This window comes from Streptosporangium carneum (genome assembly GCF_027922005.1).
In the GTDB taxonomy this organism is placed as follows: Bacteria; Actinomycetota; Actinomycetes; order Streptosporangiales; family Streptosporangiaceae; genus Streptosporangium; species Streptosporangium carneum.
In genome coordinates this window covers 1-22,397 of record NZ_BSEV01000010.1, presented here as the reverse complement: position 1 = coordinate 22,397, position 22,397 = coordinate 1, and the positions used below count along the sequence as shown (strand labels likewise).

The 22,397-nt window shown below is 68.1% G+C and carries 24 protein-coding genes, 1 tRNA gene and 1 pseudogene; 17 read left to right on the top strand and 9 right to left on the bottom strand.

Annotated features, from left to right (window positions below; all coding sequences use genetic code 11):
• Window positions 1-23: 23 nt before the first annotated feature.
• From galU to PKF00_RS21895, 11 genes are all read left to right on the top strand, one after another.
• On the top strand, window positions 24-923 hold the full coding sequence (galU, locus tag PKF00_RS21945; protein WP_271219472.1) for a UTP--glucose-1-phosphate uridylyltransferase GalU: 900 nt from the start codon (window positions 24-26) through the stop codon (window positions 921-923).
• Window positions 924-946: 23 nt separating this feature from the next.
• Window positions 947-2,134: a molybdotransferase-like divisome protein Glp gene (gene glp / locus PKF00_RS21940; protein ID WP_271219689.1), complete on the top strand. Its 1,188-nt coding sequence runs from the start codon at window positions 947-949 to the stop codon at window positions 2,132-2,134.
• Between the two features lie 51 nt (window positions 2,135-2,185).
• A complete protein-coding gene (gene moaC / locus PKF00_RS21935) occupies window positions 2,186-2,656 on the top strand; it encodes a cyclic pyranopterin monophosphate synthase MoaC (protein WP_271219471.1) in 471 nt (156 codons plus the stop codon).
• Window positions 2,657-2,692: 36 nt separating this feature from the next.
• Window positions 2,693-3,166, top strand: coding sequence for a MogA/MoaB family molybdenum cofactor biosynthesis protein (locus PKF00_RS21930; RefSeq protein WP_271219470.1), 474 nt, complete (start codon window positions 2,693-2,695; stop codon window positions 3,164-3,166).
• A 168-nt stretch (window positions 3,167-3,334) separates the two neighbouring features.
• On the top strand, window positions 3,335-3,988 hold the full coding sequence (locus PKF00_RS21925) for a GNAT family N-acetyltransferase (protein WP_271219688.1): 654 nt from the start codon (window positions 3,335-3,337) through the stop codon (window positions 3,986-3,988).
• Between the two features lie 124 nt (window positions 3,989-4,112).
• A complete protein-coding gene (sepX, locus tag PKF00_RS21920; RefSeq protein ID WP_271219469.1) occupies window positions 4,113-4,829 on the top strand; it encodes a divisome protein SepX/GlpR in 717 nt (238 codons plus the stop codon).
• A gap of 68 nt (window positions 4,830-4,897) precedes the next feature.
• Window positions 4,898-4,974 (top strand) — tRNA-Ala (locus tag PKF00_RS21915).
• 88 nt (window positions 4,975-5,062) lie between these two features.
• Entirely contained in the window at window positions 5,063-5,575 is a 513-nt protein-coding gene (locus PKF00_RS21910; RefSeq protein ID WP_271219468.1) for an NUDIX hydrolase, read from the top strand.
• A gap of 376 nt (window positions 5,576-5,951) precedes the next feature.
• Window positions 5,952-6,161: a hypothetical protein gene (locus PKF00_RS21905; protein WP_271219467.1), complete on the top strand. Its 210-nt coding sequence runs from the start codon at window positions 5,952-5,954 to the stop codon at window positions 6,159-6,161.
• A gap of 67 nt (window positions 6,162-6,228) precedes the next feature.
• Window positions 6,229-6,558 (top strand): HAD family hydrolase, encoded by a 330-nt coding sequence (locus tag PKF00_RS21900; RefSeq protein WP_271219466.1) that lies wholly within the window; start codon window positions 6,229-6,231, stop codon window positions 6,556-6,558.
• Window positions 6,546-6,836, top strand: coding sequence for an HAD family hydrolase (locus PKF00_RS21895; protein ID WP_344930295.1), 291 nt, complete (start codon window positions 6,546-6,548; stop codon window positions 6,834-6,836). Before PKF00_RS21900 ends, PKF00_RS21895 begins: the two co-directional genes overlap by 13 nt.
• Before the next feature lie 491 nt (window positions 6,837-7,327).
• Here the strand turns inward: PKF00_RS21895 and PKF00_RS21890 are convergent, their stop codons facing one another.
• Window positions 7,328-8,698: a hypothetical protein gene (locus tag PKF00_RS21890; protein ID WP_271219464.1), complete on the bottom strand. Its 1,371-nt coding sequence runs from the start codon at window positions 8,696-8,698 to the stop codon at window positions 7,328-7,330.
• A gap of 728 nt (window positions 8,699-9,426) precedes the next feature.
• Here PKF00_RS21890 and PKF00_RS21885 point away from each other — a divergent pair.
• Window positions 9,427-9,699: a GntR family transcriptional regulator gene (locus tag PKF00_RS21885; RefSeq protein WP_271219463.1), complete on the top strand. Its 273-nt coding sequence runs from the start codon at window positions 9,427-9,429 to the stop codon at window positions 9,697-9,699.
• A 376-nt stretch (window positions 9,700-10,075) separates the two neighbouring features.
• On the opposite strand, the gene PKF00_RS21880 is transcribed toward PKF00_RS21885, so the two are convergent.
• Window positions 10,076-11,158 (bottom strand): DUF6461 domain-containing protein, encoded by a 1,083-nt coding sequence (locus PKF00_RS21880; RefSeq protein WP_271219462.1) that lies wholly within the window; start codon window positions 11,156-11,158, stop codon window positions 10,076-10,078.
• A 290-nt stretch (window positions 11,159-11,448) separates the two neighbouring features.
• Between PKF00_RS21880 and PKF00_RS21875 the strand changes: the two genes are divergently transcribed.
• Together PKF00_RS21875 and PKF00_RS21870 are read left to right on the top strand one after the other, a co-directional pair.
• Window positions 11,449-11,856: a hypothetical protein gene (locus PKF00_RS21875; RefSeq protein ID WP_271219461.1), complete on the top strand. Its 408-nt coding sequence runs from the start codon at window positions 11,449-11,451 to the stop codon at window positions 11,854-11,856.
• Window positions 11,857-12,031: 175 nt separating this feature from the next.
• Window positions 12,032-12,685, top strand: a complete 654-nt coding sequence (locus tag PKF00_RS21870) for a class I SAM-dependent methyltransferase (RefSeq protein WP_271219460.1) — start codon at window positions 12,032-12,034, stop codon at window positions 12,683-12,685.
• Here the strand turns inward: PKF00_RS21870 and PKF00_RS21865 are convergent.
• Together PKF00_RS21865 and PKF00_RS21860 are read right to left on the bottom strand one after the other, a co-directional pair.
• Window positions 12,653-13,246 carry an AraC family transcriptional regulator gene (locus PKF00_RS21865; RefSeq protein WP_271219459.1) on the bottom strand — a complete coding sequence of 198 codons (594 nt, stop codon included), beginning with the start codon at window positions 13,244-13,246 and terminating at the stop codon, window positions 12,653-12,655. The two genes, PKF00_RS21870 and PKF00_RS21865, sit on opposite strands and share 33 nt — an antisense overlap.
• A gap of 220 nt (window positions 13,247-13,466) precedes the next feature.
• Window positions 13,467-14,045 (bottom strand): helix-turn-helix domain-containing protein, encoded by a 579-nt coding sequence (locus PKF00_RS21860; protein ID WP_425582328.1) that lies wholly within the window; start codon window positions 14,043-14,045, stop codon window positions 13,467-13,469.
• Between the two features lie 158 nt (window positions 14,046-14,203).
• Between PKF00_RS21860 and PKF00_RS21855 the strand changes: the two genes are divergently transcribed.
• The gene (locus PKF00_RS21855) at window positions 14,204-15,742 is read left to right on the top strand and encodes an MFS transporter (RefSeq protein WP_271219457.1); all 1,539 of its coding nucleotides are present in this window, start codon (window positions 14,204-14,206) and stop codon (window positions 15,740-15,742) included.
• Here PKF00_RS21855 and PKF00_RS21850 read toward each other — a convergent pair.
• Both PKF00_RS21850 and PKF00_RS21845 read right to left on the bottom strand, forming a co-directional pair.
• On the bottom strand, window positions 15,680-16,249 hold the full coding sequence (locus tag PKF00_RS21850; protein ID WP_271219456.1) for a dihydrofolate reductase family protein: 570 nt from the start codon (window positions 16,247-16,249) through the stop codon (window positions 15,680-15,682). The two genes, PKF00_RS21855 and PKF00_RS21850, sit on opposite strands and share 63 nt — an antisense overlap.
• A gap of 214 nt (window positions 16,250-16,463) precedes the next feature.
• Window positions 16,464-16,829, bottom strand: coding sequence for a YybH family protein (locus PKF00_RS21845; RefSeq protein WP_271219455.1), 366 nt, complete (start codon window positions 16,827-16,829; stop codon window positions 16,464-16,466).
• A 99-nt stretch (window positions 16,830-16,928) separates the two neighbouring features.
• Between PKF00_RS21845 and PKF00_RS21840 the strand changes: the two genes are divergently transcribed.
• Both PKF00_RS21840 and PKF00_RS21835 read left to right on the top strand, forming a co-directional pair.
• Window positions 16,929-17,843 (top strand): LysR family transcriptional regulator, encoded by a 915-nt coding sequence (locus PKF00_RS21840; protein WP_271219454.1) that lies wholly within the window; start codon window positions 16,929-16,931, stop codon window positions 17,841-17,843.
• Between the two features lie 210 nt (window positions 17,844-18,053).
• Window positions 18,054-19,142, top strand: a complete 1,089-nt coding sequence (locus tag PKF00_RS21835; RefSeq protein ID WP_271219453.1) for a L,D-transpeptidase — start codon at window positions 18,054-18,056, stop codon at window positions 19,140-19,142.
• A 97-nt stretch (window positions 19,143-19,239) separates the two neighbouring features.
• Here the strand turns inward: PKF00_RS21835 and PKF00_RS21830 are convergent, their stop codons facing one another.
• The 3 genes and pseudogenes from PKF00_RS21830 to PKF00_RS21820 form a co-directional block, all read right to left on the bottom strand.
• A complete protein-coding gene (locus PKF00_RS21830) occupies window positions 19,240-20,496 on the bottom strand; it encodes an AI-2E family transporter (RefSeq protein WP_271219452.1) in 1,257 nt (418 codons plus the stop codon).
• A gap of 195 nt (window positions 20,497-20,691) precedes the next feature.
• A complete protein-coding gene (locus tag PKF00_RS21825) occupies window positions 20,692-21,906 on the bottom strand; it encodes a hypothetical protein (protein WP_271219451.1) in 1,215 nt (404 codons plus the stop codon).
• Window positions 21,907-22,017: 111 nt separating this feature from the next.
• Window positions 22,018-22,397, bottom strand: a pseudogene (locus PKF00_RS21820) (phospholipid carrier-dependent glycosyltransferase); the annotation flags it as partial.

The following is a 22,397-nucleotide window of genomic DNA, read 5'->3' as shown; positions in this document are numbered from 1 at the left end:
AACCCCTCCACTATCGTTTTCATATGGCCGACTTCGATCTCGTGACCAAAGCCGTCGTTCCTGCCGCGGGCCTGGGCACCCGCTTCCTCCCGGCGACCAAGGCGACTCCGAAGGAGATGCTGCCGATCGTCGACAAGCCCGCCATCCAGTATGTCGTCGAGGAGGCGGTCTCCGCCGGACTGCTCGACGTCCTCATGGTTACCGGCAAGAACAAGCGCTCCATCGAAGACCACTTCGACAGGGCGATCGAGCTGGAGGACGTCCTGGAGGCCAAGGGCGACGACGAGCGCCTCTCCCAGGTCCGTGAGCCCGCAGATCTCGCGACCCTCCACTACGTACGGCAGGGCGAACCGCGCGGCCTCGGCCACGCGGTGCTCTGCGCCAAGCAGCACGTGGGCGACAACCCCTTCGCGTGCCTGCTCGGCGACGACCTGATCGACTACCGTGACGAACTGCTCAAGCGCATGATCGAGGTACGCCGCACCCACGGGGGCAGCGTCATCGCGCTGATGGAGGTCCCCAAGGAACAGGTGTCCCTGTACGGCTGCGCCGCAATCGAGCCCACCGCGGAGGACGACGTGGTCCGGGTGACCGACCTCGTCGAGAAGCCCCCCGCCGAGGAGGCCCCGTCCAACTGGGCGATCATCGGCCGATACGTGATCGACCCGGCCGTGTTCGAGGTCCTCGAGAACACCCCGCCCGGCCGGGGCAACGAGATCCAGCTCACCGACGCCCTGCGCACCCTCGCCGCCCGCGGCACCGAGGACGGCGGCCCCGTCCACGGCGTGCTGTTCCGCGGCCGCCGCTACGACACCGGCAACAAGCTCGACTACCTGCGCACGGTGGTCCAGTTCGCCGCCGACCGTTCCGACCTGGCGCCGGAGTTCCTGCCCTGGCTGAAGGAGTTCCTGGCTTCCCGATGAGTTCCACGAGCCCGACGAGCCCCATGAGATCGGTCGACGAGCACCTCGCCGACATCCTGCTCACCGTGCGGTCGCTGGCCCCCCTCGAGATAGAGCTCGAAGGGGCGCTGGGGACCACCCTGGCCGAGGAGGTCGCCTCCCCGGTCTCGCTGCCGCCGTTCGACAACTCGGCCATGGACGGCTACGCCGTACGGGCCGAGGACGTCGCGGCGGCGCCGGTGACGCTGCCGGTGACCGGCGACATCGCGGCCGGCGACGGCAGGCCGCTGGTCGTCGGCCCCGGTACGGCGATGCGCATCATGACCGGCGCTCCGATGCCTGAGGGCGCGGACGCGGTGATCCCGGTCGAGTGGACCGACGGCGGCACGGCGCGGGTCACGATCGAGCGGGCCGCGCCCGTGGGGAACGCGATCCGTGGGGCGGGCGAGGACGTGCGCGCGGGTGACGTCGTGTTGCCCGCGGGCACGCTGATCGGGCCGGCACAGCTCGGCGTCCTCGCGGGAGTCGGCCGCCGCCGGGTGCTGGTGCGGCCCCGCCCCAGGGTGGTGGTCATCTCGACGGGTGCCGAGCTGGCCGAGCCCGGCACGCCGCTGGCCCCCGGTCAGATCTGGGAGTCCAACAGTTACACCCTGGTCGCCGCGGTGCGCGAGGCGGGCGGTGACGGATACCGGGCGGGGATCGTGGCCGACGACGCCGCGAGCTTCCTCGACCAGCTCGACGCCCAGCTCCTGCGGGCCGACGCCGTGATCACCAGCGGCGGCGTCTCGATGGGCGCGTACGAGCCGGTCAAGGAGGCGCTCGGCCCCCTCGGCACGGTCCGCTTCGACCGCGTCGCCATGCAGCCGGGCATGCCCCAGGGGTTCGGCGTCGTGGGGGAGGACCACATCCCGGTCTTCGCCCTGCCGGGCAATCCCGTGTCGTCCTTCGTGTCGTTCATGCTGTTCGTCCGGCCCGCGCTGCGGAAGATGCAGGGACTGCCCGCGGGGCCGACCCCCACCGTGCGGGCCGTCACCGCCTCCCCGCTCCGTTCGCCGCGGGGCAAGCGCTCCTACCTGCGCGCGGTGCTCGCCGCCGACGGCTCGGTCACCCCGGTGACCCGGCAGGGGTCCCACCAGCTCGCCGCCCTGGCCTCGGCCAACGCGCTGGTCGTGGTCCCGGAGGACGTCACCGAGGTGCCGGAGGGGGCGACCGTCGAGGTCATCCCGCTGTGATCGTGGGGACGCCGCTCCGAGGGAGGACCCGGCCGAGAGGATGATGTCCGCATGAGCGGATTCACACACATCGACGAGACCGGCGCGGCGCGGATGGTGGACGTCTCGGCCAAGGACGTCACGGTCCGTACGGCCGCCGCCACCGGAAAGGTGCTGCTGTCCGAGGAGGCCGTGGCCCTGCTGCGCTCCGGGGAGGTCCCCAAGGGCGACGCGCTCGGCACCGCGCGCATCGCCGGCATCATGGGGGCCAAGCGGACCCCGGACCTGATCCCGCTCTGCCACCCGATCGCGCTGCACGGTGTGAAGGTGGAGCTGGCCGTGGCCGACGACGGCGTGGAGATCGCCGTCCTGGTCAGGACCGCGGATCGGACCGGGGTCGAGATGGAGGCGCTGACCGCCGTCTCGGTCGCCGCGCTGGCACTGGTCGACATGGTCAAGGCGGTCGATCCGGCGGCTGTGATCACCGATGTCCGTGTCGAGGAGAAGACCGGCGGCAAGACCGGGACCTGGACCAGGCCGTAGGCGGGACGGGGCCGGGAGTGCTGGAAGGATGACCGCATGAGAGCTCTGGTGATCACGGCGTCCAACCGGGCCTCCGCCGGGATATACGAGGACAAATCGGGAAAACTGTTGGCCGAGCTGCTCGCCGACGCCGGATGCGAGGTGGACGGCCCGCGGGTGGTCCCCGACGGCGAACCGGTCGAGGAGGCGCTGCGTTCGGGGGTCGCCGAGGGCTATGACGTGATCGTCACCACCGGCGGCACGGGCCTGACCCCGACGGACCTCACCCCCGAGATGACCGCGCGGGTGCTCGACAGGGAGATCCCCGGCATCGCCGAGGCCGTCCGCCAGGCCAACCGCGACAGGGTGCCCACCTCGATCCTGTCCCGCGGGCTCGCGGGGCAGGCGGCGAACACCCTGGTCGTCAACCTCCCCGGGTCCTCGGGCGGGGTCCGCGACGGCATGGCGGTGCTCTCGCCGGTCCTCAGGCACGCGGTCGACCAGATCCGCGGCGGAGACCACCCGCGCTGACCCGGCGCACGCCGTGGGCGTGTCCACGGGCCCAGGGGCGTCCGCGGGGGGCCACGAGCGTGTCCGGGACTCCGGGGCCGATCCCTCCTCCGCCGCCGGAGCCGGTGTTCCGCCCGTGCTGACAGGGGCAGGGGACTCCATGGCACGTCGGCGTCTCTTCGGGAGATGATGGAGAGCGTGGATCGACTTCGTGGCTGGCCGGTGACCCTGACGGAAGGCCCGGTGGGACTTCGGCCGCTGCGCCTGCGAGATGTGCGCGTCTGGCGTGAGGCGCGGCTGCGCAACGCCAACTGGCTGCGCCCCTGGGAGCCGAGCAATCCCGAGACCCCGCTGTTCCGGACCGGTCTCGGGCCCTACATCTCGATGGCCGGAACCCTTCGCAGGGAGGCGAGGCAGGGGCTCGCCCTGCCCTGGGTCGTCACCTACGAGGGGGCTTTCGCGGGACAGCTCACGATCGGCGCCATCGTCTGGGGGTCGGCCAGATCGGCCCAGATCGGCTACTGGGTCGACGGAGCCCTCGCGGGCAGGGGCGTCATCCCCACCGCCGTGGCCATGGCGGTCGACCACTGCTTCTTCACCACCGGGCTGCACCGGGTCGAGGCGAACATCCGTCCGGAAAATCACGCGAGCCGACGGGTGGTTGAAAAGCTTGGCTTTAGGGAAGAAGGCATCAGACGGCGGCATCTGCACATCGATGGCGCTTGGCGCGACCACATTTGTTACGCCCTCACGATCGAAGACGCACCAAGAGGGTTGCTGGTGCGTTGGCGCAGGGCCCGGGAGGCGGCCGCCCACGGTGGCGCTCCCCATGAAGAGGTTTGAAGATCTCGCGACACACCGCACTGAATACTCGTCAAATAGTGACACGCAGCCTTACTGTGCGTGACGTGAGCACATTGGAGACGCCAAGGGACCCCAGGCGTTTTCATGCTGCCCGGAGGTGGCCGTGAGCAGCGTTCTTCTGTACCTGGCCATTGTCCTCATGTGGTTGTGCGTGCTCGTGCCCATGTGGTTGCGCCGCGACCGGGCCACCTTCACCGAGCTCTACGAGAGCGCCGAGCCGTACGTCCATGATGAACAGTCAGTGACGGACGAGCAGGACGAGCAGACCGTGACGGAAGGGATCGGAGCGACGCCCGACGCCGCTTCCCCGTCGTCCGCGGTGCCCTCGGTAACGCCGTCCGTCTCCACGTCGGCGTCCGTACCGGTCCCGCCGCCCTCCCCCGAGGCGCTGGTCCGCGCGTCCTCGCCCTCGGCGGATCCGGCAGCCGGCGGCCGGCGACCCGCAACCGATCGCAGACGCGCCGAACGGCGCCGCAGGGCGATCCGGGTCGCCAAGCGCAGGCGGCTGACCCTGTGGTGCGTGCTGTTGATCCTCGCCTCGGTGGTGACCGCTGCGGTCCAGGTGATCCCCTGGTGGGGGGTGGCGCCCTCGGTGGTCCTCCTGGGCTTCTATCTGGCCGTCCTGAGGGTTTCGGTGCAGATCGACACCGAACGCCGCAGAGCCGCGGCTCAGGCCCGGGCGGAACGCGTCAGGCGCGCTCGCCGCAGGGCCGAGCTGGAGGTCAGGCGACCGGTGGCGGAGATCATCGAGCTGGCGGCGCACCGCGACGAACTCTTCGACCAGTACGCCGAGGCGTCCCGCCGCGCGGTCGGCGACTGATCTCCAGCCTCCCCCGGCCTCGGATGGCGCGAGGGGCTTCAGAAGTTTGCTAACCTAGGTGACGTCTTGGGGATGTAGCGCAGTCCGGTAGCGCACTTCGTTCGCATCGAAGGGGCCAGGGGTTCGAATCCCCTCATCTCCACCAAGGCCAGAGGCCGCTTCCGAGAGATCGGAAGCGGCCTTCTGCGTTGCTGGGTGACCAACTGAGCGATTACGCCGGACAGGAGCCAACGATGCGGACCCGACAAGGCGCCCGGACTGTGCTGCTGGACCAGGACGATCGGATCCTGCTGATCCGGCACAGGGACGACGGCGTCATCGTCGTCCCCGGGTCTCCGGTCGGGGAGTTGTTCTGGGTGCCCCCAGGCGGAGGATTGAAGGAAGACGAGGACTTCCTTCAGGCCGCTCGCAGGGAGCTACTGGAGGAGACCGGGCTGACGGAGGTCGAGTGGGGGCCGTGCCTGTGGATCCTCGATACAGACGTCCAGTGGGGCGGCGAACCCGTGCGTATGCACGAACGGTACTTCCTGGCGCGGGCGTACGGCACGGAGACCATCACCCGCGCCCATCTGGAGCCGAGTGAACAGCAGGGGATCGTCGGGCATCGATGGTGGTCCTTGGCTGAGCTTGTCGCAGCCGAGACCCCGGAGACCCTGCGGCCTGTGGGACTTCCGGAGCTGTTGGCCGATGTGCTGGCCGTAGGCGGACGTCCGTCGTCAGGCGAACCGCGTGTCCTGCGCAGATAGAGTCCTGCCCGCTAAGGCCACCCCAAGGTGAAGGCCGCTCCCGGCTCGTAGGAGCAGCCTTTTTTAGTTGCTGCGTGACCAACTGAGTGGACTGTCCGGTTCCCGAAGACCTGGCCCATCGCTTCGGCTCCCTCCAGGAGCATCGGGCGAAGCTGCTTGCGGTAGACCGTCTCTGTCACCGAGGCGTTGCGGTGGCCAACCCAGACGGGAGACGCTTCCCAGCGGGACGCCGGAGTCCGACGCCGGGACTTGCGGGTCTTGGTGTCGCCGCACTCCCGGACCGAGCGCCCGACCATGATGGACGGCGGAGTGCCGTCGAGGTCCGCGCGCACCAGACGACCCCGTCGTTCAAGTTCTACGTGATCAACCGGAACAGGTGTTTTTCGGCTTCTACCCGGTGGTCAAGCACACGGTCCGGATCAAGGGCGAGCAGCATGAGCTGTACGACGTCGTGGGTAAGGACGCGGTGCTGTTCCATTACCAGGTGACCGAGGACGCCTCGTCGATGCAGCCGCAGTACGTCGCTCAGACTCGCCTGTGGCTCGGGAGCATGTGGTCGACGATCAGTCACGAGGTCGAGGTGTGACCGCCGGGACGCTGGCGAAGATCCTTCGGGAGTCTCGCGCCATCTTGTTCGACTTCAACGGCCTTGTGTGCAACGTCTTCGCCGGGTTGCCGACGCCTGTGGTCGCGGCCGGTTCAAGCAGCTGCTCCAGGACGAGGGAGTGGAACTCCCGCGGGACGTCATGGTTCTGGGCGATCCGCTCAAGGTGTTGCGCCGTACGGCGGTCTTCGCACCGGACCTGGTCGACAAGTTGGAGATCTCGTTCGTGGGCTATGAGGTCGAGTCCGTGAACCGCGCCGAGATCACGCCGGGAGTGCGGGATCTACTCGATGCCTGTGCCGAGACGGGTCGACCCGTGGTGATCGTGAGCAACAATCCGAGCGAGCGATCGAGGCGTTTCTTGATTTGGCCGAGCTGAGGGGGCGAGTCGCCGGCCGCCCGATCGGCAACCCCGCAGAGATGAAGCCGGACCCTCGATTGGTGTTCCGAGCCTGTGAGCTGGTCGACGCACGGCCCGGAGAGGCCGTCCTGATCGGAGACTCCGACTTCGACATGCAGGCCGCGGCCAACGCGGGAGCCCGCAGCATCGCCTACGCCAACAAGCCGGGCAAGGATACGCGCCTTGTCCAAGCGGAATCGGATGCGGTGACCAGGAGCATGCAGGAGCTCGCCGGGATCGTCAGAGCGAGCCGGTAGCCCGCGATCTACGGGCGAGCGTGGTTCAAACCTTCCCTACGTCATCAAGCCGCCGCCCGATGGGCGGCGGGCGGTCGGCCGGAACCGGGCGGGCGGCCTCTCCGGGCCGGTCTCACCCGACCGGCCCACCGCACATCGGACGCCAGGCAGAGACGGGGGAGAAGACCAGCAGGCCGGACGGGAACGGCGACACGACAGCCGTACGGCGACGCAGACAGCGGAGGTCAAGGCATGCCTCCGGCGGGGGCACTCCGGCCCCGAGGTGATCGCCGAGCAAGAGCCCAGGTTGTGGGGTGGCTGGGGCTGATCACCTCGCACGCCGTCGACCCAGGCAAGCCCAGCAGACCGGTTCCTCCGGGGCAGGCCCGGCCGTGCGGGATGGCATTCGATGATCGAGGAACGGCGACCGGCTGACGTACCCCCGAGGCCGGGCTTGCCCTCCGTCCCCGGCCCGCTGCCGCTCCGCGGTGGGTCGACGGCGTACGAGGTGATCAGGTGCCTGACTCTGGGGCAGACCCTAGTAGCCCGATGGCGCGCGCATAATTCCCGAGCTTAGTCAGAACGTAATTTGCGATCTCTGCGCGGCTTGTGGTTTCACGCCACATAATCTCGACTCTCAATGGGCCTGTATCCCGTGTGAGGTATAGGTCGCTGAAGAACTTGGGGGCTGTGCCGATGCTTTTTTCTGTCGTGTACGAAAGAGCAAGCTCGGCGTCGACGAGAGCGCTTCCAATGGCCCGGTTGAGTGCTCCGTCATTCAATCGGGCGATGTTTGCTATATTCGAGAATGCGCTGAGCGTATTTCCTCTCGGCTTGGATCCCCGCTTCCGAGTGCCAAGTGTATTGCCCGCCATGATTGATCCAAGCTCGCTTCCGGCTATGCGATCTTTGGCGGTTTTGTCGGAGCTTATCGACATGCCTCTGGCGCTCATAAGGCTATGTAGTTGAGGATCGCCGTAATGACGGGCTACGGCGTTGATCGTTACAATATCTATGTTGAGTATCTTTGCATCCAGGACAGTGCCGAGTATACCGAGCGTGTCAGGCGACTTTTTGAGCTCGCTGACGATGTTTGCGCCGGTTGCCGTCATTAGCCTGTCAATATCTGCATATGCGTAACCACCCCTGGTGAGGGCGGCTACATCCCCCTCAGGATCGTTTCCTGCAATTACAACAGTCCAGAGCTTGTACTGTTCTTCGGCGAGAAGTTTGCGCACGCGAGCGCCGTTTTTAATTAGATCTTTCCGGACTAGTGCCAGGTAAAGTCCGATTGTGGATGCCTGATTAGCAAGCTCATCGGCCCGCTCTGCTGAAATTCCCAGTGCGGCGAGCGAGGCTCCCTCGTTTAGGGCGGCAACCGTTCTTTCTGCGATGCTGACGAAGTTTTGCTTGGAGGGTCCATAGAAATGTGTTACTGGTTCTTCAACTCCGAGGAGGGATTCTCCCCCAAGTTTATGTGCAATCACCGAGAGTGATTCAGTGAGATCATCCGTGTTTGTTGGCCATACGATCAATGTATCTTGTCCGACTGGGGAGCGGACGAATGAATTGATCGCGTGAATGGCAGCCTCTAGTGCAGAGCTAGAGATCTCTCGAAGTGCCTCGCGCCCTTCAAGGACGATTACGCGCGGAGATGAAGAGGCATGGACTTTGCTTAGTGCCTCGACGATGTCATCGCTTCCAGGGATGCGTTCGGTGACTACGCCCGTACGAAAAAGGCCGATTGTGTCGAGAAAGGTCGACTTTCCGGCTCCGGTCTTGCCTCGCAAGATCACGAATGAGCCGCGACGTGCAGCTCGCATATCTAGGAAACGATCATCAAATACAGCAAGAGTTTCTGTGACGGGCACAATGATCGACATGAGCGCCCCCGCCCCCGCGTCCCTTAATCCCTCGAAACGATCAGGGACATGCAGGTCGTCCGAATTCTGCGGAGAGAATCCCATGTTGCCCGCCTCTCGAACCTGCCTAGACGATCTTGCTGTGGATGTCCGTCTCTGGACTGGGCAGCAGTCTACCGATCTTCGAGGGTTGGTCATTCATGGTCAAGCTTTCAATCTTGCCATCGCTGCTCTCTCCGTAACCACAGATCAAGGTACATCTGTCTCAGGAAGCATTGTGGTGGCAGTCGACGGCAAGCGTTGCGTGTATTTCTGCAGTTCGGGTAGGGGTGGAGGTACTCGAGCAGCCATAAATCTGTCCGATTTGCCCATAAATGTCCCATGTGGGGAAGATGGGTGATCAGCATGCTCGCCCCGCCAGTAGGAGGAGCCAGGTTCCCCTAGCCTGCTTGCTGAGCCAGCGGTCTGTCTCGTGGACGACAGCCTTGCCTGACTTTACGGTGGTGCGGCGGATGAACAGCAGGCCGCCGGAGGCGCAGAGTTCGTAGCTCTGGACCTGGCATATGCAGGTGTGCTCCCGTACGCGTACGCGGTCGGAGCGAGCGACCGGGACCCGCCAGGTGAGCTCCTCGTAATCAGTGACGAGCGGCCCCACGTGAGTGCTGTGGTAAGCCCTGGTCATGAGCTGACCCTACGTCTACCTTGTCTACCTCGTCTCTCACGTTGCCCATATGAGCAGCGTTGGGGACGTGCGTAACGTCGTGCTCGTGGAAGTGGATAGGTTCGATCCGACGCCGATCTACCAGCAGGTGGCGGCGATCATCCGGGAGCAGATCAAGAGCGGCGGGCTACAGCCGCGCGACCGGATACCGTCCGAGTCGGAGATGGTCCGGGATCACGGCGTCGCGCGTGACACCGCCCGCCAGGCCGTTGCCATGCTGCGCGACGAGGGATGGGTGATCACCTTGCCGCAACGCGGAAGCTTCGTGGCCGACAAGGAGAACTGGCCCGCGGAGGACTGAGTGCACAGTCGGGGAGAGATAGGAACGCCCCCGGCCTAGCTGGTGGTTCGCACCGTCCGAGGTACGGCCAAGCCCTCGGGACTGAGTGACCAACTGAGTGACAACGGCCATGGACCACAGGGGACTGCTTCCCCGACGTCAGGCGACGTCGACCACGGTCCCGGACCCCGTGACTTGGCTTCGCATCGAAGGGGTCAGGGGTTCGAATCCCCTCGTCTCCACTAGGACGAGGGGCCCGGTTCCAGCTTGTGGAACTGGGCCTTCTTGCTGCTCAGGTCTGTGTGGCAGTTCGACAAGCCGTCGATCACGCATGTGACGGCGGGTTATGCGGTGTGTCGGTCGCGGGTGCACGCACGGATCTTTGATCCGGGAGCGGTCAAGGGTGTCGCAGGTCGTATGCGATGCGTTCGACGACGTTGCTCAGCACGCGCAGGCGCATGTGGTCTGTTCCGGTCGCGCAGAAATTCCCCGCCCGCTCGGCAGCGGAGCGGGCCGCGTCGACGGGAGAAGGATCCAGAGCCAGCTCCAGGAGGACGAGCGCGGCGCTCTTCCGCCACAGCGGCATCACCTCGTCGGTCGTGCCCGGCATGGAGCGCGCCTGGGTCCGTTTGGCCTGTCGGTCGGTCTCGACGCGCAGCCGGGCCAGCCGCGACCGCAGTGCCTCGCGTTCGCCGGGCGAGCGTTCGCCGTGCTCCAGCACCCGCAGTGTCTCCTCGCCGAGTGAGTCCTCCAGGTCGATCGCGGCGACGGCGAAGGAGACGGCCAGCTTGGTGATGTCGAGCAGTACGGCCGGCGAGGGGTTGGCGAGGATCCGCGCCATCTCCGGCTCGTCCAGGAAGGGCGCGCGCGGATTCAGAAGGGCGGCGGGCACGAGGGGGTCGGGCAGCGGGTCGGTGACCAGGACCGTGAACTGATCGGAGCGCAGCCACTGCGGGGTGAGGCGCTGCCCGCTGAGCGCTTCGCCCAGGGCCAGGACCCGTGCCTTGCGCGCCTGCGCCGGCAGGCCGTCGTGCAGGCCGACCTGACGCAGGAGGCCGTCCAGGGCGGCCGGATCGCTGCCTGAGCGCTGCCCGATGTCCATCAGGTCGAAGGACGTGACGACCCGGCCGTCGACGGCGTAAGCCACCTCGTTGTCCAGCTCGCCGTTCCAGAACACACTGAAGGCGCATCCGCCGGCCGACAAAGGCTCCAGGACCGCGGAGCGCACTCCCTGGAATCCGCTGGGTTCCATGGCGATCGTCCATTCGCCCATCGTGGTGAGTTCGACCAGTTCCTCTCCGTGCTCCTCCTCCAGGTCCTCGAGCTCGTCGGGTGTGGCCCACGACCCTGTCTCGGGAGCCGCGCCGAAGCGGTGGGCGACCTCCTCCAAGTCGCTGTTCCTGCACCAGGTCAGGCACACTTGGCCGCGGGGGAAACCGGCTTCGAGAAGTTCGGCGTATCGCGTGTGGATCGGATCCATGGGGCGCTCCTTCGCGTGTGGCATGGCGGGGGCAGTGACGCCGATGTGATGAGCGCTCCCGTGTCCTCGTCACGCTGAAGATCATCGTATGTGCGGGGCGGCTTCCACCGGTGACTGGAGCCGCGGCTTGAACAGGGCGAAGCCGATGACGTCCACCGTGAGGTCCTCGTGGCCGAGAAGCTTGTGACGAACACCGGACGTTCGGGCTGGGCGTGGACGACAACGCCTTGCTGGCCTGGTGGGACGCCTGTCACTGTTGATCGCCGGATGAGCGACCGGAGCGAGGGGGCATGGGGCGGAAGACACCACCGGGGAAGCGCGGGAAGACTCCGCAGGAGAAGAAGCGGCTGAGCTACGCAAAAGATCGTCGCAACGACTACGGCGAGAACGACAAGAGTTCGCGCAAGAGCATCCGGCGCAACAAGCGGACGCCCCATCGGGCTGACCGCCATCGTGATCATCAGATTCTCGAAGCCGCCCGGGGCGCCGCCGACGAGCGGTCGAGCGGGGCTGTCGAAGAGCGTCTGTACGCCAGGCGGCCCAAACGCTGGAGGAAGTTCCGCGACGCACCCCTTGGTGAGGTCTTGCAGGGGCGTATCGAGCGTCGGGTGAGGCTGGGCATCGACGATCCTGAAGGTGGTCGCAGGCGTGTCCGCCGTATTCGTCAGCGGCAGGGGAAGACGACGGACGGCGACTGACCCACGCCGCGATCAAGCCTGAGACGGTCAGAAACCAAGGTGTCGCTCGCCAGGCGGCGGCCATGCCGCGCGACGAGCGATGCGCCGGGTCCTTCCCCCGGACCCTCGAACGGCCCCCCGAAGTCCGAGCGTTTTGTTCAAGACCGCGAAGGGCCGCGCGATCGAGACTGCGGTCATGTCTCAACGAACCTTCACCCCGGCCCTGGGCCGCCTGGGTCTCACACGCCTGTACGACTCGGTGGTCGCCCTGACGCGTGAGCGGCTGTGGCGCAGCCTGGTGGCCATGCACGTGGCGCCGCGGCCCGACGACACGATCGTGGACGTCGGCTGCGGCACCGGCTCACAGGTTGCGCTGCTCCACCGCCTCGAACCGCGAGCACGGATCATCGGTGTCGACCCCGACCCGGAAACGCTGGCACTGGCGCGGCGCAAGACCGGCGCCGACGGAGTGGCCCCGCAGTGGCGGCTCGGCATGGGCGACGCGCTGGTCGAGCTGCTGGGTCCGGGCTCGGCCGACACGGCGGTGTCGAGCCTCGTCCTCCACCAGTGCCCGCTTCCGATGAAGCGGTCGATTCTCACCTCGATGCACGCCGTGCTGCGGCCGAGCGGCAAGCTGGTGGTCGCCGACTACGGCCTGCAGCGGACCACGCTGATGCGCCTGGCGTTCCGTACCGTGCAACTGGCCGACGGACTGCAGGACACTCAGCCCAACGCGGACGGCGTTCTGCCCAGGCTGATGAGCGAGGCGGGGTTCCGCGGCGTACGCGAGGCGGAGGTCATCCCAACGCTGACCGGCTCAATCTCCATCTACGTCGCTTCGCGCGGCTGACGGACGCAACATCGGCAGTACGGCCGTCGGCGTGAGCCCCATCATCTCGCGCAGTCGCCGGCTGAAATGCGCCTGATCGGCGAAGCCGCCCGTGATCGCCGCCTCGGCGATCGACTGTCCCTCGACCAGCGCCCGGGCCGCACGCGTGAGTCGCCGCCAGATGCGCCACCGTGCGAGCGGCATGCCCAGTTGCCGCCTGGCCAGGGCACGCAGGCGTTGCGGGGAGAGCCCAGCCTCCACGGCCGCCCCGGTGACCTGGATGTCCCGGCGGGCCAGCGCCTCCATCGCCGCCAGCAGCCTCGGGTCGAGCGTGCCGGATGACTGAGGCGCCCCGGCGATCTGCACGTCCTCCTCGCGAAGGCCGCGCAGATCGCCGGCCGCGGTGATCCCGGCGCCACAGCGTTCACGCAACCCGGCCGCGAACGAACACTGCGGTTCGATGAACCACGTACGCAGGTACGGCGCGGCCGACATGCGATGCCGCACCATGGGCGGGACGATCAGCGCCACGTCGCGATGACACGCTCCCGACTCGTCCGTCATGACCACTTCGCCCTTCACGGCGACGGTCACCTGGAAGGCGGCGTGACGATGCTGAACGTTGTCCGTCGACGGCCCCCGGTACGACGCGTATCCCTCACCGATGACGAAGCGCCCTGTCACCCTTCACCACCTTCGCCCCAGACCAGCGCAGACTACATCCGGTTCCTCAAGGATCTGATCGCCCGCTGTCATACGCGGCTCGCCCGGACATGGACGGTCCCGTGCCGCCGCGTCGTTTCTACGCGTCGCGCGGTTTCGCGCGGACGTGCATGCGTTCGCCCTGTGATCCGAACAGGCTGAGAATCTCCACCGGCGCCTCGCCGGTGCTGCCGAACCAGTGCGGTAGCCGGGTGTCGAACTCCGCGGCCTCCCCCGCCTTGAGCACGATGTCGTGCTCGGCGAGCACCAGCCGCAGCTTCCCGCTGAGCACGTACAGCCACTCGTAGCCCTCGTGCGTACGCGGATCGGGTTCGCAGCGGGCGGGGCCGATGACCATTTTGAACGCCTGCGGCCCGCCGGGGTGCTGAGTCAGCGGCACGATCGTCGAGTCTGCTCGCTTGATCGGCTTCAACCGCACCCGTGGGTCACCGACCGGCGGGGCTCCGACGAGTTCGTCGAGCGGGACCTGGTGGACCCGCGCGAGCGGCAGCAGCAACTCCAGATTGGGTCTGCGCTCGCCGGACTCGAGGCGGGACAGGGTGCTGACCGAGATGCCGGTGGTCTCCGCGAGCTGGGTCAGGGTGATGCCGCGCCTGGTGCGCAGCGCGCGCAGCCGCGGGCCCACGGAGGCCAGGACAGCGTCGTCGTCGTTTGCCACATTGGCAAGGTTACTTGTCGGCCCAGCAGGCATGTCGCACCGTGGACGCGGACGACGGTCGGAGAGAGCCCGCGGTGGACGAGGCGTAGGACGACCGACGCCCGACACTACGGCCTCCACCGAACCCGGCACGGCTCAAGCCGCCAGAAACAGAGTTCATGTTGACGACGATCATCGCGGGAAGCGACGAACCAGTGGCTGAGGATCCGGAACGGAGGCCTTCGGCTCGGTGGGCGCTCGCCGGTCTTTCGCTGTCCATGTTGCTGTCCTCGCTCGGCACCAGCATCGCCAACGTGGGCCTGCCGACGTTGGCGCAGGCGTTCACCGCCTCCTTCCAGGAGGTGCAGTGGGTCGTCCTCGCCTATCTCCTCGCCGTCACCACCCTGATCGTCAGCGTCGGGCGACTCGGTGACATCGTCGGCCGCCGACGGCTGCTCCTGGCCGGAATCCTCCTGTTCACCGCGGCCTCGGTCCTGTGCGGCGTCGCGCCCACGCTCTGGACGCTGATCGCCGCCCGAGCGGCGCAGGGACTCGGAGCGGCCGTCATGATGGCCCTCACCATGGCGTTCGTCGGCGAGACGGTTCCGAAGTCAAGGACCGGTAGCGCCATGGGGCTGCTCGGGACGATGTCCGCGATCGGCACCGCTCTCGGCCCGTCGCTGGGCGGCGTCCTGATCTCCGGACTCGGCTGGCGGGCGATCTTCCTCGTCAACGTGCCGCTGGGGGTCCTGACCTTTCTTCTCGCGCATCGCCGTCTGCCCGTTGACCGGCGGGAGCCGAAAGCCGGTCGGGCCAGGTTCGACAATGTCGGCACATTGCTTCTCGCTCTGACGCTCGCGGCCTATGCGCTCGCCATGACGCTCGGGCGTGGCGGTTTCGGCGCGCTCAATGTGACTCTGCTGTCGGCCGCCGCCTTCGGAGTCGGGCTTTTCGTCTTCACCGAGGCGAGAACGGCATCGCCGTTGATCCGACTGGCGATGTTCCGTGATCCGGTGCTGAGCGCGGGCCTCGCCATGAGCGCGCTCGTCTCGACGGTGATGATGGCGACGCTGGTGGTCGGGCCGTTCTATCTCTCTCGTGCGCTCGGGCTCGACGCGGCCCTGGTCGGGCTCGTCCTGGCGGCCGGCCCGCTTGTCGCCGCGTTGACCGGCGTGCCGGCAGGGCGCATCGCGGACCGTTTCGGCGCACAACGCGTGACCGTCGCCGGGCTCACCGGAATGGCGGCCGGTTCCGCTGTCCTGTCCATGGCGCCGGCGACGCTCGGCATCCCCGGCTATGTCGCCCCCATCGTCGTCGTCACCCTCGGCTACGCGTTGTTCCAGACGGCCAACAACACCGCCGTCATGGCGGATGTCCGCCCGGATCGGCGGGGCGTCGTCTCCGGAATGCTCAACCTGTCGCGCAATCTCGGGCTCATCACCGGCGCATCCGTCATGGGTGCTGTGTTCGCGCTCGCCTCGGCGACGATCGACGTCACCACGGCGCGTCCGGAGGCCGTCGCCACCGGTATGCGGAGCACGTTCGCGGTCGCGGCGGTTCTGATCGTCGTCGCGCTCGCCGTCGCGGTCGGAAGCCGTCTTTCGAGGCACGCCCTTCGCTCTCCGCGGCAGGTCTTCCCGGTGACGTGCCGAGGGTCACTCGTGTACGGCGGCGCGCCGGTGCCGGAGCAGCACGATCTGGGAGTCGAACGTCCGTGACTCGACGAGTTCGAGACCGACCCGGTGGCGCTGCTCCTGGAAGACCGGCTTGCCGCCGCCCAGGACCACGGGGTGGACGAAGATCTGGTACTCGTCGATGACGCCGTGCTCGGTGAGGTGGGAGGCCAGCGCGGATCCGCCGAACAGCAGCAGCGTGACGCCGGACTCCTTGAGCGCGGTCAACTCCTTGACGGCGTTCTCGCCGATCACCCGGGTGTTCCAGTCGGCCTTCTCCAGGGTGCGGGAGACCACGATCTTGGGCGCCTCGCGCCAGATCGGGGCGAATGCCAGGTCGTGCTCGTGGGTCGAGTGACGTTCGGCGTGCGGCCAGAAGTTCGACATCACATCCCACACCACGCGTCCGTAGAGGAACACCTTGTCGCCGTCGGTCAGTTCCTGCGAGTAGGCGGACAGTTCCGGTCCCATCCGCGGCCAGTCGAACTCGCCGTTCGGTCCCTCGATGAAACCGTCGAGGGACTGGTGCACGAAGTGGATGAGCTTGCCCATGGATGGCGTCCCGTCTCTGTGAGTCTCTCGCGCCCTCGAAGGCGCGCCGTCACCGGGGAGTCGGAGCCGTCGCGGGATCCTCGACGTCCGCCGACGGCCTTTCTGGAATTTTCTCGGACGCCGACCGGGCGCGGGGGGCATCCGAGAGCGTTTCCGTGGCGGACACGGAGCCGCTCCCTCGCCCGCGCGTGTCGGTGCCCGCGGTCGCGACGGCTCAGCGGGCGGGGGAGACGAACTCGGGCTGGTCGAGCAGGCGGAGCCAGCTTCCGTCGGGCTGGCGCCGGACGACCTGCGCGCGGGCGCCGCTCCCGTCCTTCGGCGGGGTCGAGGTGAGGGCGATGTCGTCGCTCACCAGCGTCGGCAGCGGCTCTTCCGGCTCGAAGCGAGGGCGGCCTGCCAGCACCCTCTCCCACAGGGCGCGGATCGCCTCCCGGCCCACAGTCTGGGCGCCGGGCGGGTAGGCCAGCACCGCGTTCTCCTCGTAGAGGGCGGCGACTCCGGCCGCGTCGCCGGCGTTCGAGCGCTCGACGAACAAGCGGGTGATGTCCTCCGGCCGCATGGCCTTCTCGTACTCCGGCATGGGTTTCCTCCTGTCGTCGGGTTCTTGCACCTCCCAGGGTTGTCTCTCAGCGATCAGAAGTCCAACAGATTGATGTGATAAGAACTAGAATCTGCAGTTATGGAACTGAGGCAGCTGGAGTACTTCGTCGCGGTGGCCGAGGAGCGGAACTTCACCCGGGCCGCCGAACGGGTGCACATCAGCCAGTCCGGTGTCAGCGCCCAGATCCGCCAGCTGGAGCGCGAACTCGGCGCCGAGTTGTTCGACCGGTCGGCGCGCGCCGCCACCCTCACCGTCGCGGGAAAGGCCGCGCTCGAACACGCCCGCGCCGCGCTCGCCGCCGCCGAGGCGGTCAGCCAGGCCGTGGGCGAGGTGACCGACCTGATCCGGGGGCGGATCACGGTCGGAATGGTCATCGGCTGCACCGTCACGCCGCTGTTCGACGCCCTCGCCGCGTTCCACCGGGCGCATCCCGGTGTGGAGGTGTCGCTGCTGGAGGACAACTCCGACAGGCTCGTCGAAGGGGTGCGCGCGGGTACGGTCGACCTGGCCCTCGTCGGGACCGCCACCGCCACCCCCGAGGGGCTGGAGGCGCTGACGATCGTCAAGGAGCGGCTCGTCGCGGCGGTCCCGGCCGCGCACCCCCTGGCGGGACGGCGGCGGGTCACCCTGCGAGAGCTGAGCGCCCACCCGATCGTGTGCATGCCGCCCGGCACCGGCCTGCGCACGGTGTTCGACCAGGCCTGCGCGGCACAGGGGCTTCAGCCGGTGATCGCCCTGCAGGCCAGCGCCGCGGACGCCATCGCCGACCTCGCCGCCAGAGGACTCGCCGTCGCCGTTCTCAGCGACTCGATGGCCGGGCACTACCGTGACCGGCTCACCGCCCTCACCGTCGACGACGTCGAAACGCCCGCCCTGCTCGCGCTGATCTGGAGAAGCACGCCCGGTCCTGCGCTGCGTGAGTTGCTCGGGTACGGCAGGCGGGCGTTCGCCGTGCCCCCGGGCCCGGCGGGCGGCGGTCCCGCCGAACCGTGACCCCGGCCCCGGCGGGCGGCGGTCCCGCCGAACCGTGATCCCGCCGGACGGCGGCTGTGCCGACGGTCGAAGGAGTCGGCTAAACCCAGCGATCACACCGTTGTTTAATCGTTATAGGGTTTTGTATGCATATTGAGGCTTTCGGTTGTCTCACATATGGAACGCGCCAGGGCTGAAACCGGCGCGAAGCTCATATATGAGGAGTAGACCGTGAACACCCTCAGGCGGACGGCTCAGGCCTCGCTCGCCCTCGTGGCTCTCGCCACCGTGGCGGCCTGTGCGGCGGAGGGCAGCCCGGCTGCACAGCCCGCGCCCGCGCCCACGCCCGTCACGACCACGGCCAAGGCGCACCAACCACGCCCGGCGGGGGGAGCCGTCATCAAGGCGGCGGCGCGCAAGCCGGTGCTCGGCATCGCCGACATCACGCCGATGGGCGAGAAGGTCGAGAAGATCGGCGTCGGATCGCCGATCATCGTCACCTTCGACAGGGCGGTCGCCAACCGGGCGGCGGCCGAGGCCGTGCTGCAGGTCCAGGCGGACAAGCCGGTCGAGGGCGCCTGGCGCTGGGTCTCCGACCGCAAGGTCATCTACCGCACCAAGACCTACTGGAAGCCGCACCAGAAGGTCCTCTTCACCGCCCGCCTCAGCCAGATCCCCGGCAACCAGGAGGCCAAGGACGTCAGCCGCCGCTTCGCGATCGGCACGGCCAACATCTCCGTGGTCAGCACCGGCAAGCACCTGATGAAGGTCTACCGGGACGGCAAGCTCGCCAAGACCATCCCGATCAGCGCGGGCCGCGGCGGCCTGGTCAAGAACGGCGTGGACGTGTACCTCACCACCAGCGGCGTCCATCTCACGATGGGCAAGAAGGCGGTGGAGACCATGACCTCCTCCTGGCTGGGCGTCACCGACCCCAAGGACCCGCGCTACTACAAGGAGGAGATCCCCTGGGCGGTGCGCATCTCCGACAGCGGCGAGTACGTCCACCAGAGCGCGGGTTACTACCAGTACCTCGGCCGCTCCAACCAGAGCCACGGCTGCGTGCGCGCCACGCCCGCCGGGGCCAAGTGGTTCTACGGCATCGCCCAGCGCGGGGACGTCGTGAAGATCGGCGGCACCAAGCGGAAGCTCGACTGGCGCAACGGCTGGGGCTACTGGCAGCTCAGCTGGAGGCAGTGGAAGCAGGGCAGCGCCCTGCCCGCCACCGGCCCCACCCCGACTCCGACCCCCACCCCCAGCGCGCCCCCCACGGACCCGACGACGGGTGAGGAGCAGGAGGGGCAGCAGTCCGGGCTCTGACCTGTCCCGTCCCGGGAGGTCGCGGACCGGGACCCGCCCCGCCGACGGGCGGCTGACCGACGGCAGGGGGCACGGCGGACGCCGTGCCCCCTGCCGATCAGGCCCGTTCCTGCCTCGGCATGACCACCTCGCGGACGATGAGCAGGAGCGCCGCGACCAGGGGGATGCCCAGCAGCGCGCCGACCACGCCGAGCAGCGCGCCGCCGACCAGGGCGCCGACGATCGTGGCCAGGGGCGGGACGTCGACGGAGCTCTTCATGACGCTGGGCGCTATCCAGTAGTTCTCGATCTGCTGGTAGACGGTGAAGAAGATCACACAGACGATGCCGACGGTCGGTGAGACGAAGAAACCGACGACGGAGGCGACGCCCGCGCCGATGAAGGCGCCGACCATCGGGATCAGGTCGGTCAGGGCGACGATCAGGGCGAGCGCCAGGGCGTAGGGGACCTCCATCAGGACCAGGAAGAAGAAGGTGGCGACTCCGGCGATCAGCGAGATGATCAGGTTTCCGGCGACGTAGCCGCCGATGCTGTCGATGATCTGGTCGCCGAGCAGGGTCGCGCGGGTCCGGCGGGACCGGGGGACGAGACGGTAGGCCATCTTCTTGAGCGAGTTCAGCGAGCCGAGGAAGTAGAGCGTCAGGACCAGCACCGTCAGCGCGTTGAAGACGGCCCCGATGAGCACCTGGCCGAAGCCCAGCACGCCGCCGAACATCTGGCTGCCGAAGTCGCCGCTCGTCACGTACTGCTGGAGTTTCTCCAGGATCTGGAACCGCTGGTCCAGGTCGCGGATCAGCGGGTTGTTCTGCAGTTCCTGGACGTACTGCGGGACCTTCTGCACGAAGTCGGTCGACTGCGTGGTCAGCGGCGGCACCACGGCCAGCCCGAAGCCGGTGAAGACCGCGATCACGCAGAGGAAGACCGCCGTGATCGCGACCAGCCGGGGAAGTCCGCGCCTCTGCAGGTTCTCGACGGCCGGGTTCAGGCCGATGGCCAGGAAGAGGGAGACGACGATGAGGATCAGCACCGAACTCGCGCTCACGACGGCCTGCACCAGCCACCAGGCGGTGAGAACCCCCAGGGCGGCGGTGAAGCCGAAGACGAACGGGTTGCCGCGCATCGGCCTGCCCGGCCTGCCGAAGGGGAGGTCGGCGGTGCTCTCGGCTCCCGGGGCGTCGAGCGGTCGTACGGGGCCCGCCGAGGTCAGGGCGGGCTCGGTCGTCTCGGTGGGGGCGGCAGGCCCGGCAGGGGGTGTCTCGGTGGTGACCGACCTGGTCGACGAGACGTCGGCGCCGGGTGGAGGGGGAGGCGTTCGCGGCGCTTCGTCATGCTCGCTGGTGATGGGTTCGGACACGTACGGCAATTGCCCGTTATATAGCTGAATAGTCCCCTTTAGTGGAGTGGACGTGAACGTTCACCGGGCTGTGCGCCGCCGATCGGCGCCGGGCAGGCCTGCGTCACCGCTCGCCGTACCGGCGCGGTGCGGGGGCTGCGGGGATGAGCAGGTCAGGGGTGAACGGATCCGAGGGTGAGCGGTTCGGGGGCGGGGTCAGCTCATGTTGACGTACTGGCGGGGGCGCAGGGCGTGGCTTCGCAGGGCGGCCAGAGCCGCGGACCGGCCGGCGGGGGTCAGCTTGCCCTCGGACCTGAGGCCGAAGGCGTCCAGCCGCTGTCCGAGCTCGTTCAGCGAGGCGTCGACCTCGGGAGTCTGCCACTCCTCACAGTCGATCACCGCTGTGACGCGGTCGCGGTCCGCGGGGGAGCCGTCGGCGAGCAGCATCAGCGCCACCTCCCTGGCCGACGCCCTGAACTCGTGCTCTCCTGACGTGGGAGCCAGCAGTGCCGCCGACGCGGTCTCCCAGAGCAGATCGGGGTCCTCCAGCAGGCGCTGCCCGGTCGAGGTGGTCACCAGCCGTCTCCCCGCGCGGCGCAGCGCGCCCATCTGGGTCTGCGCCACCTCCCTGGCGGCGGCCAGCTCGGCGGCGCTCCAGGTGCTCTGCGCGAGCACCGAACGGGCCAGGTTGTGGCGCTGGGTCAGCGGGATGCCGCCGGGCTCGCGGCCCACCCTCAGCAGCCACCGCAGCGCCTCGAGGTGGTCTTCCGCCGGGGCGGGGATCGGGGCGTGCAGGCACACCTCGAAGGGCTGGGCCAGCTCGCGCCACGCGGTGCCCCTGCCGAGCACCCAGCGGTTGAGCCGCTCGCCCTGGACCCGGTGGAGCCAGTTGTCCCCGCCCAGCTCGGGGCGGGGGGTGGTGAGCCACAGCCGGGTCAGCGCGCCCCGCTCCTGCGAGTCGGGGCTCAGCTTCCCCGAGACGATGGCCAGCTCGAGCGCGGCGGAGCACGCGCCGTGCGCGCCCAGCTCCTCCGGGCCCATGATCGAGCTCCACCGCAGCTCGGGAACGTCGGGCGGAAGCACTCCCGTGGCGCTCAGGGCGCTCTGGTAGGCGGCCATGCCCGCGTCCTCCCCGGCGCGGGCGTAGGTGCGCAGGATCCGGGTGGTCGTCGGGGAGGTGCAGAGCGTGGCGTAGCGTTCGAGGCCGCCGAGCCTCAGCAGACGGCCGAGCGCGCGGGCGATCGCGGCACGGTCGCCGCCGACCTTGGTCGGCAGGGTGTACCAGAGGAACTCGCACACGTTGAGCTCGGTGATCGTCTCCAGCGGCTCGCCGCCGGTCAACCAGTCGATCGCGCTCCGGGCGTGCTCGGCGTAGTCGGGCTCGGATCGCTCCAGCTCGGAGAGGAGCGCGGCCACGTCCGGTGCAGGCATGCTTCGAAGTCTGCCGTATGCGGGCCTGCCCTGACGATGAACGTGACGTAATGGATCGTGCACGTCGCCTACCCTAGGAAATCAGTGCCAAGCGGATCATGTGCGGAGGGCTCAGATCCACCCCTTCTTGAAGAGCATGCGGGAATTCCACTCCGCGTAGGGGATGATCTCGGCGGTGAGCACCGGGTAGAGCCACCAGAAGTTGATGATCGCGAGCACGGTGAAGCCTCCGACGATCGAGGCGCCGACGACCCGCCGCGACGACGTGGCGTCGGCCGGGCCTATGACGAGTCCCGCGGCGAGGGTGAGCGCCAGGATCATGAACGGGACCATGGGGATGGCGTAGAAGATGAACATGGTGCGGTTGTCGGCGATGGCCCAGTAGAACCAGGGTAGCCATCCGGCGGCGTAGGCGAGCAGGACGGCCCCGGCCCGCCAGTCGCGGGTGGCGACGTACCAGGCGATCATCGCGACGAGGGCGACGAGCCCGC

What these genes read in the sequence shown, in the direction of transcription:
- PKF00_RS21840 (WP_271219454.1), top strand. Translation starts at nt 16,929, where the DNA reads ATGGAACTGAGGCAGCTGGAGTACTTCGTCGCGGTGGCCGAGGAGCGG.
- PKF00_RS21845 (WP_271219455.1), bottom strand. Translation starts at nt 16,829, where the DNA reads ATGCCGGAGTACGAGAAGGCCATGCGGCCGGAGGACATCACCCGCTTG.
- PKF00_RS21870 (WP_271219460.1), top strand. Translation starts at nt 12,032, where the DNA reads ATGTCTCAACGAACCTTCACCCCGGCCCTGGGCCGCCTGGGTCTCACA.
- PKF00_RS21850 (WP_271219456.1), bottom strand. Translation starts at nt 16,249, where the DNA reads ATGGGCAAGCTCATCCACTTCGTGCACCAGTCCCTCGACGGTTTCATC.
- PKF00_RS21855 (WP_271219457.1), top strand. Translation starts at nt 14,204, where the DNA reads ATGTTGACGACGATCATCGCGGGAAGCGACGAACCAGTGGCTGAGGAT.
- PKF00_RS21825 (WP_271219451.1), bottom strand. Translation starts at nt 21,906, where the DNA reads ATGCCTGCACCGGACGTGGCCGCGCTCCTCTCCGAGCTGGAGCGATCC.
- PKF00_RS21875 (WP_271219461.1), top strand. Translation starts at nt 11,449, where the DNA reads ATGGGGCGGAAGACACCACCGGGGAAGCGCGGGAAGACTCCGCAGGAG.
- galU (WP_271219472.1), top strand. Translation starts at nt 24, where the DNA reads ATGGCCGACTTCGATCTCGTGACCAAAGCCGTCGTTCCTGCCGCGGGC.
- PKF00_RS21910 (WP_271219468.1), top strand. Translation starts at nt 5,063, where the DNA reads ATGCGGACCCGACAAGGCGCCCGGACTGTGCTGCTGGACCAGGACGAT.
- PKF00_RS21880 (WP_271219462.1), bottom strand. Translation starts at nt 11,158, where the DNA reads ATGGATCCGATCCACACGCGATACGCCGAACTTCTCGAAGCCGGTTTC.
- glp (WP_271219689.1), top strand. Translation starts at nt 947, where the DNA reads ATGAGATCGGTCGACGAGCACCTCGCCGACATCCTGCTCACCGTGCGG.
- moaC (WP_271219471.1), top strand. Translation starts at nt 2,186, where the DNA reads ATGAGCGGATTCACACACATCGACGAGACCGGCGCGGCGCGGATGGTG.
- PKF00_RS21890 (WP_271219464.1), bottom strand. Translation starts at nt 8,698, where the DNA reads ATGTCGATCATTGTGCCCGTCACAGAAACTCTTGCTGTATTTGATGAT.
- PKF00_RS21930 (WP_271219470.1), top strand. Translation starts at nt 2,693, where the DNA reads ATGAGAGCTCTGGTGATCACGGCGTCCAACCGGGCCTCCGCCGGGATA.
- PKF00_RS21925 (WP_271219688.1), top strand. Translation starts at nt 3,335, where the DNA reads ATGGAGAGCGTGGATCGACTTCGTGGCTGGCCGGTGACCCTGACGGAA.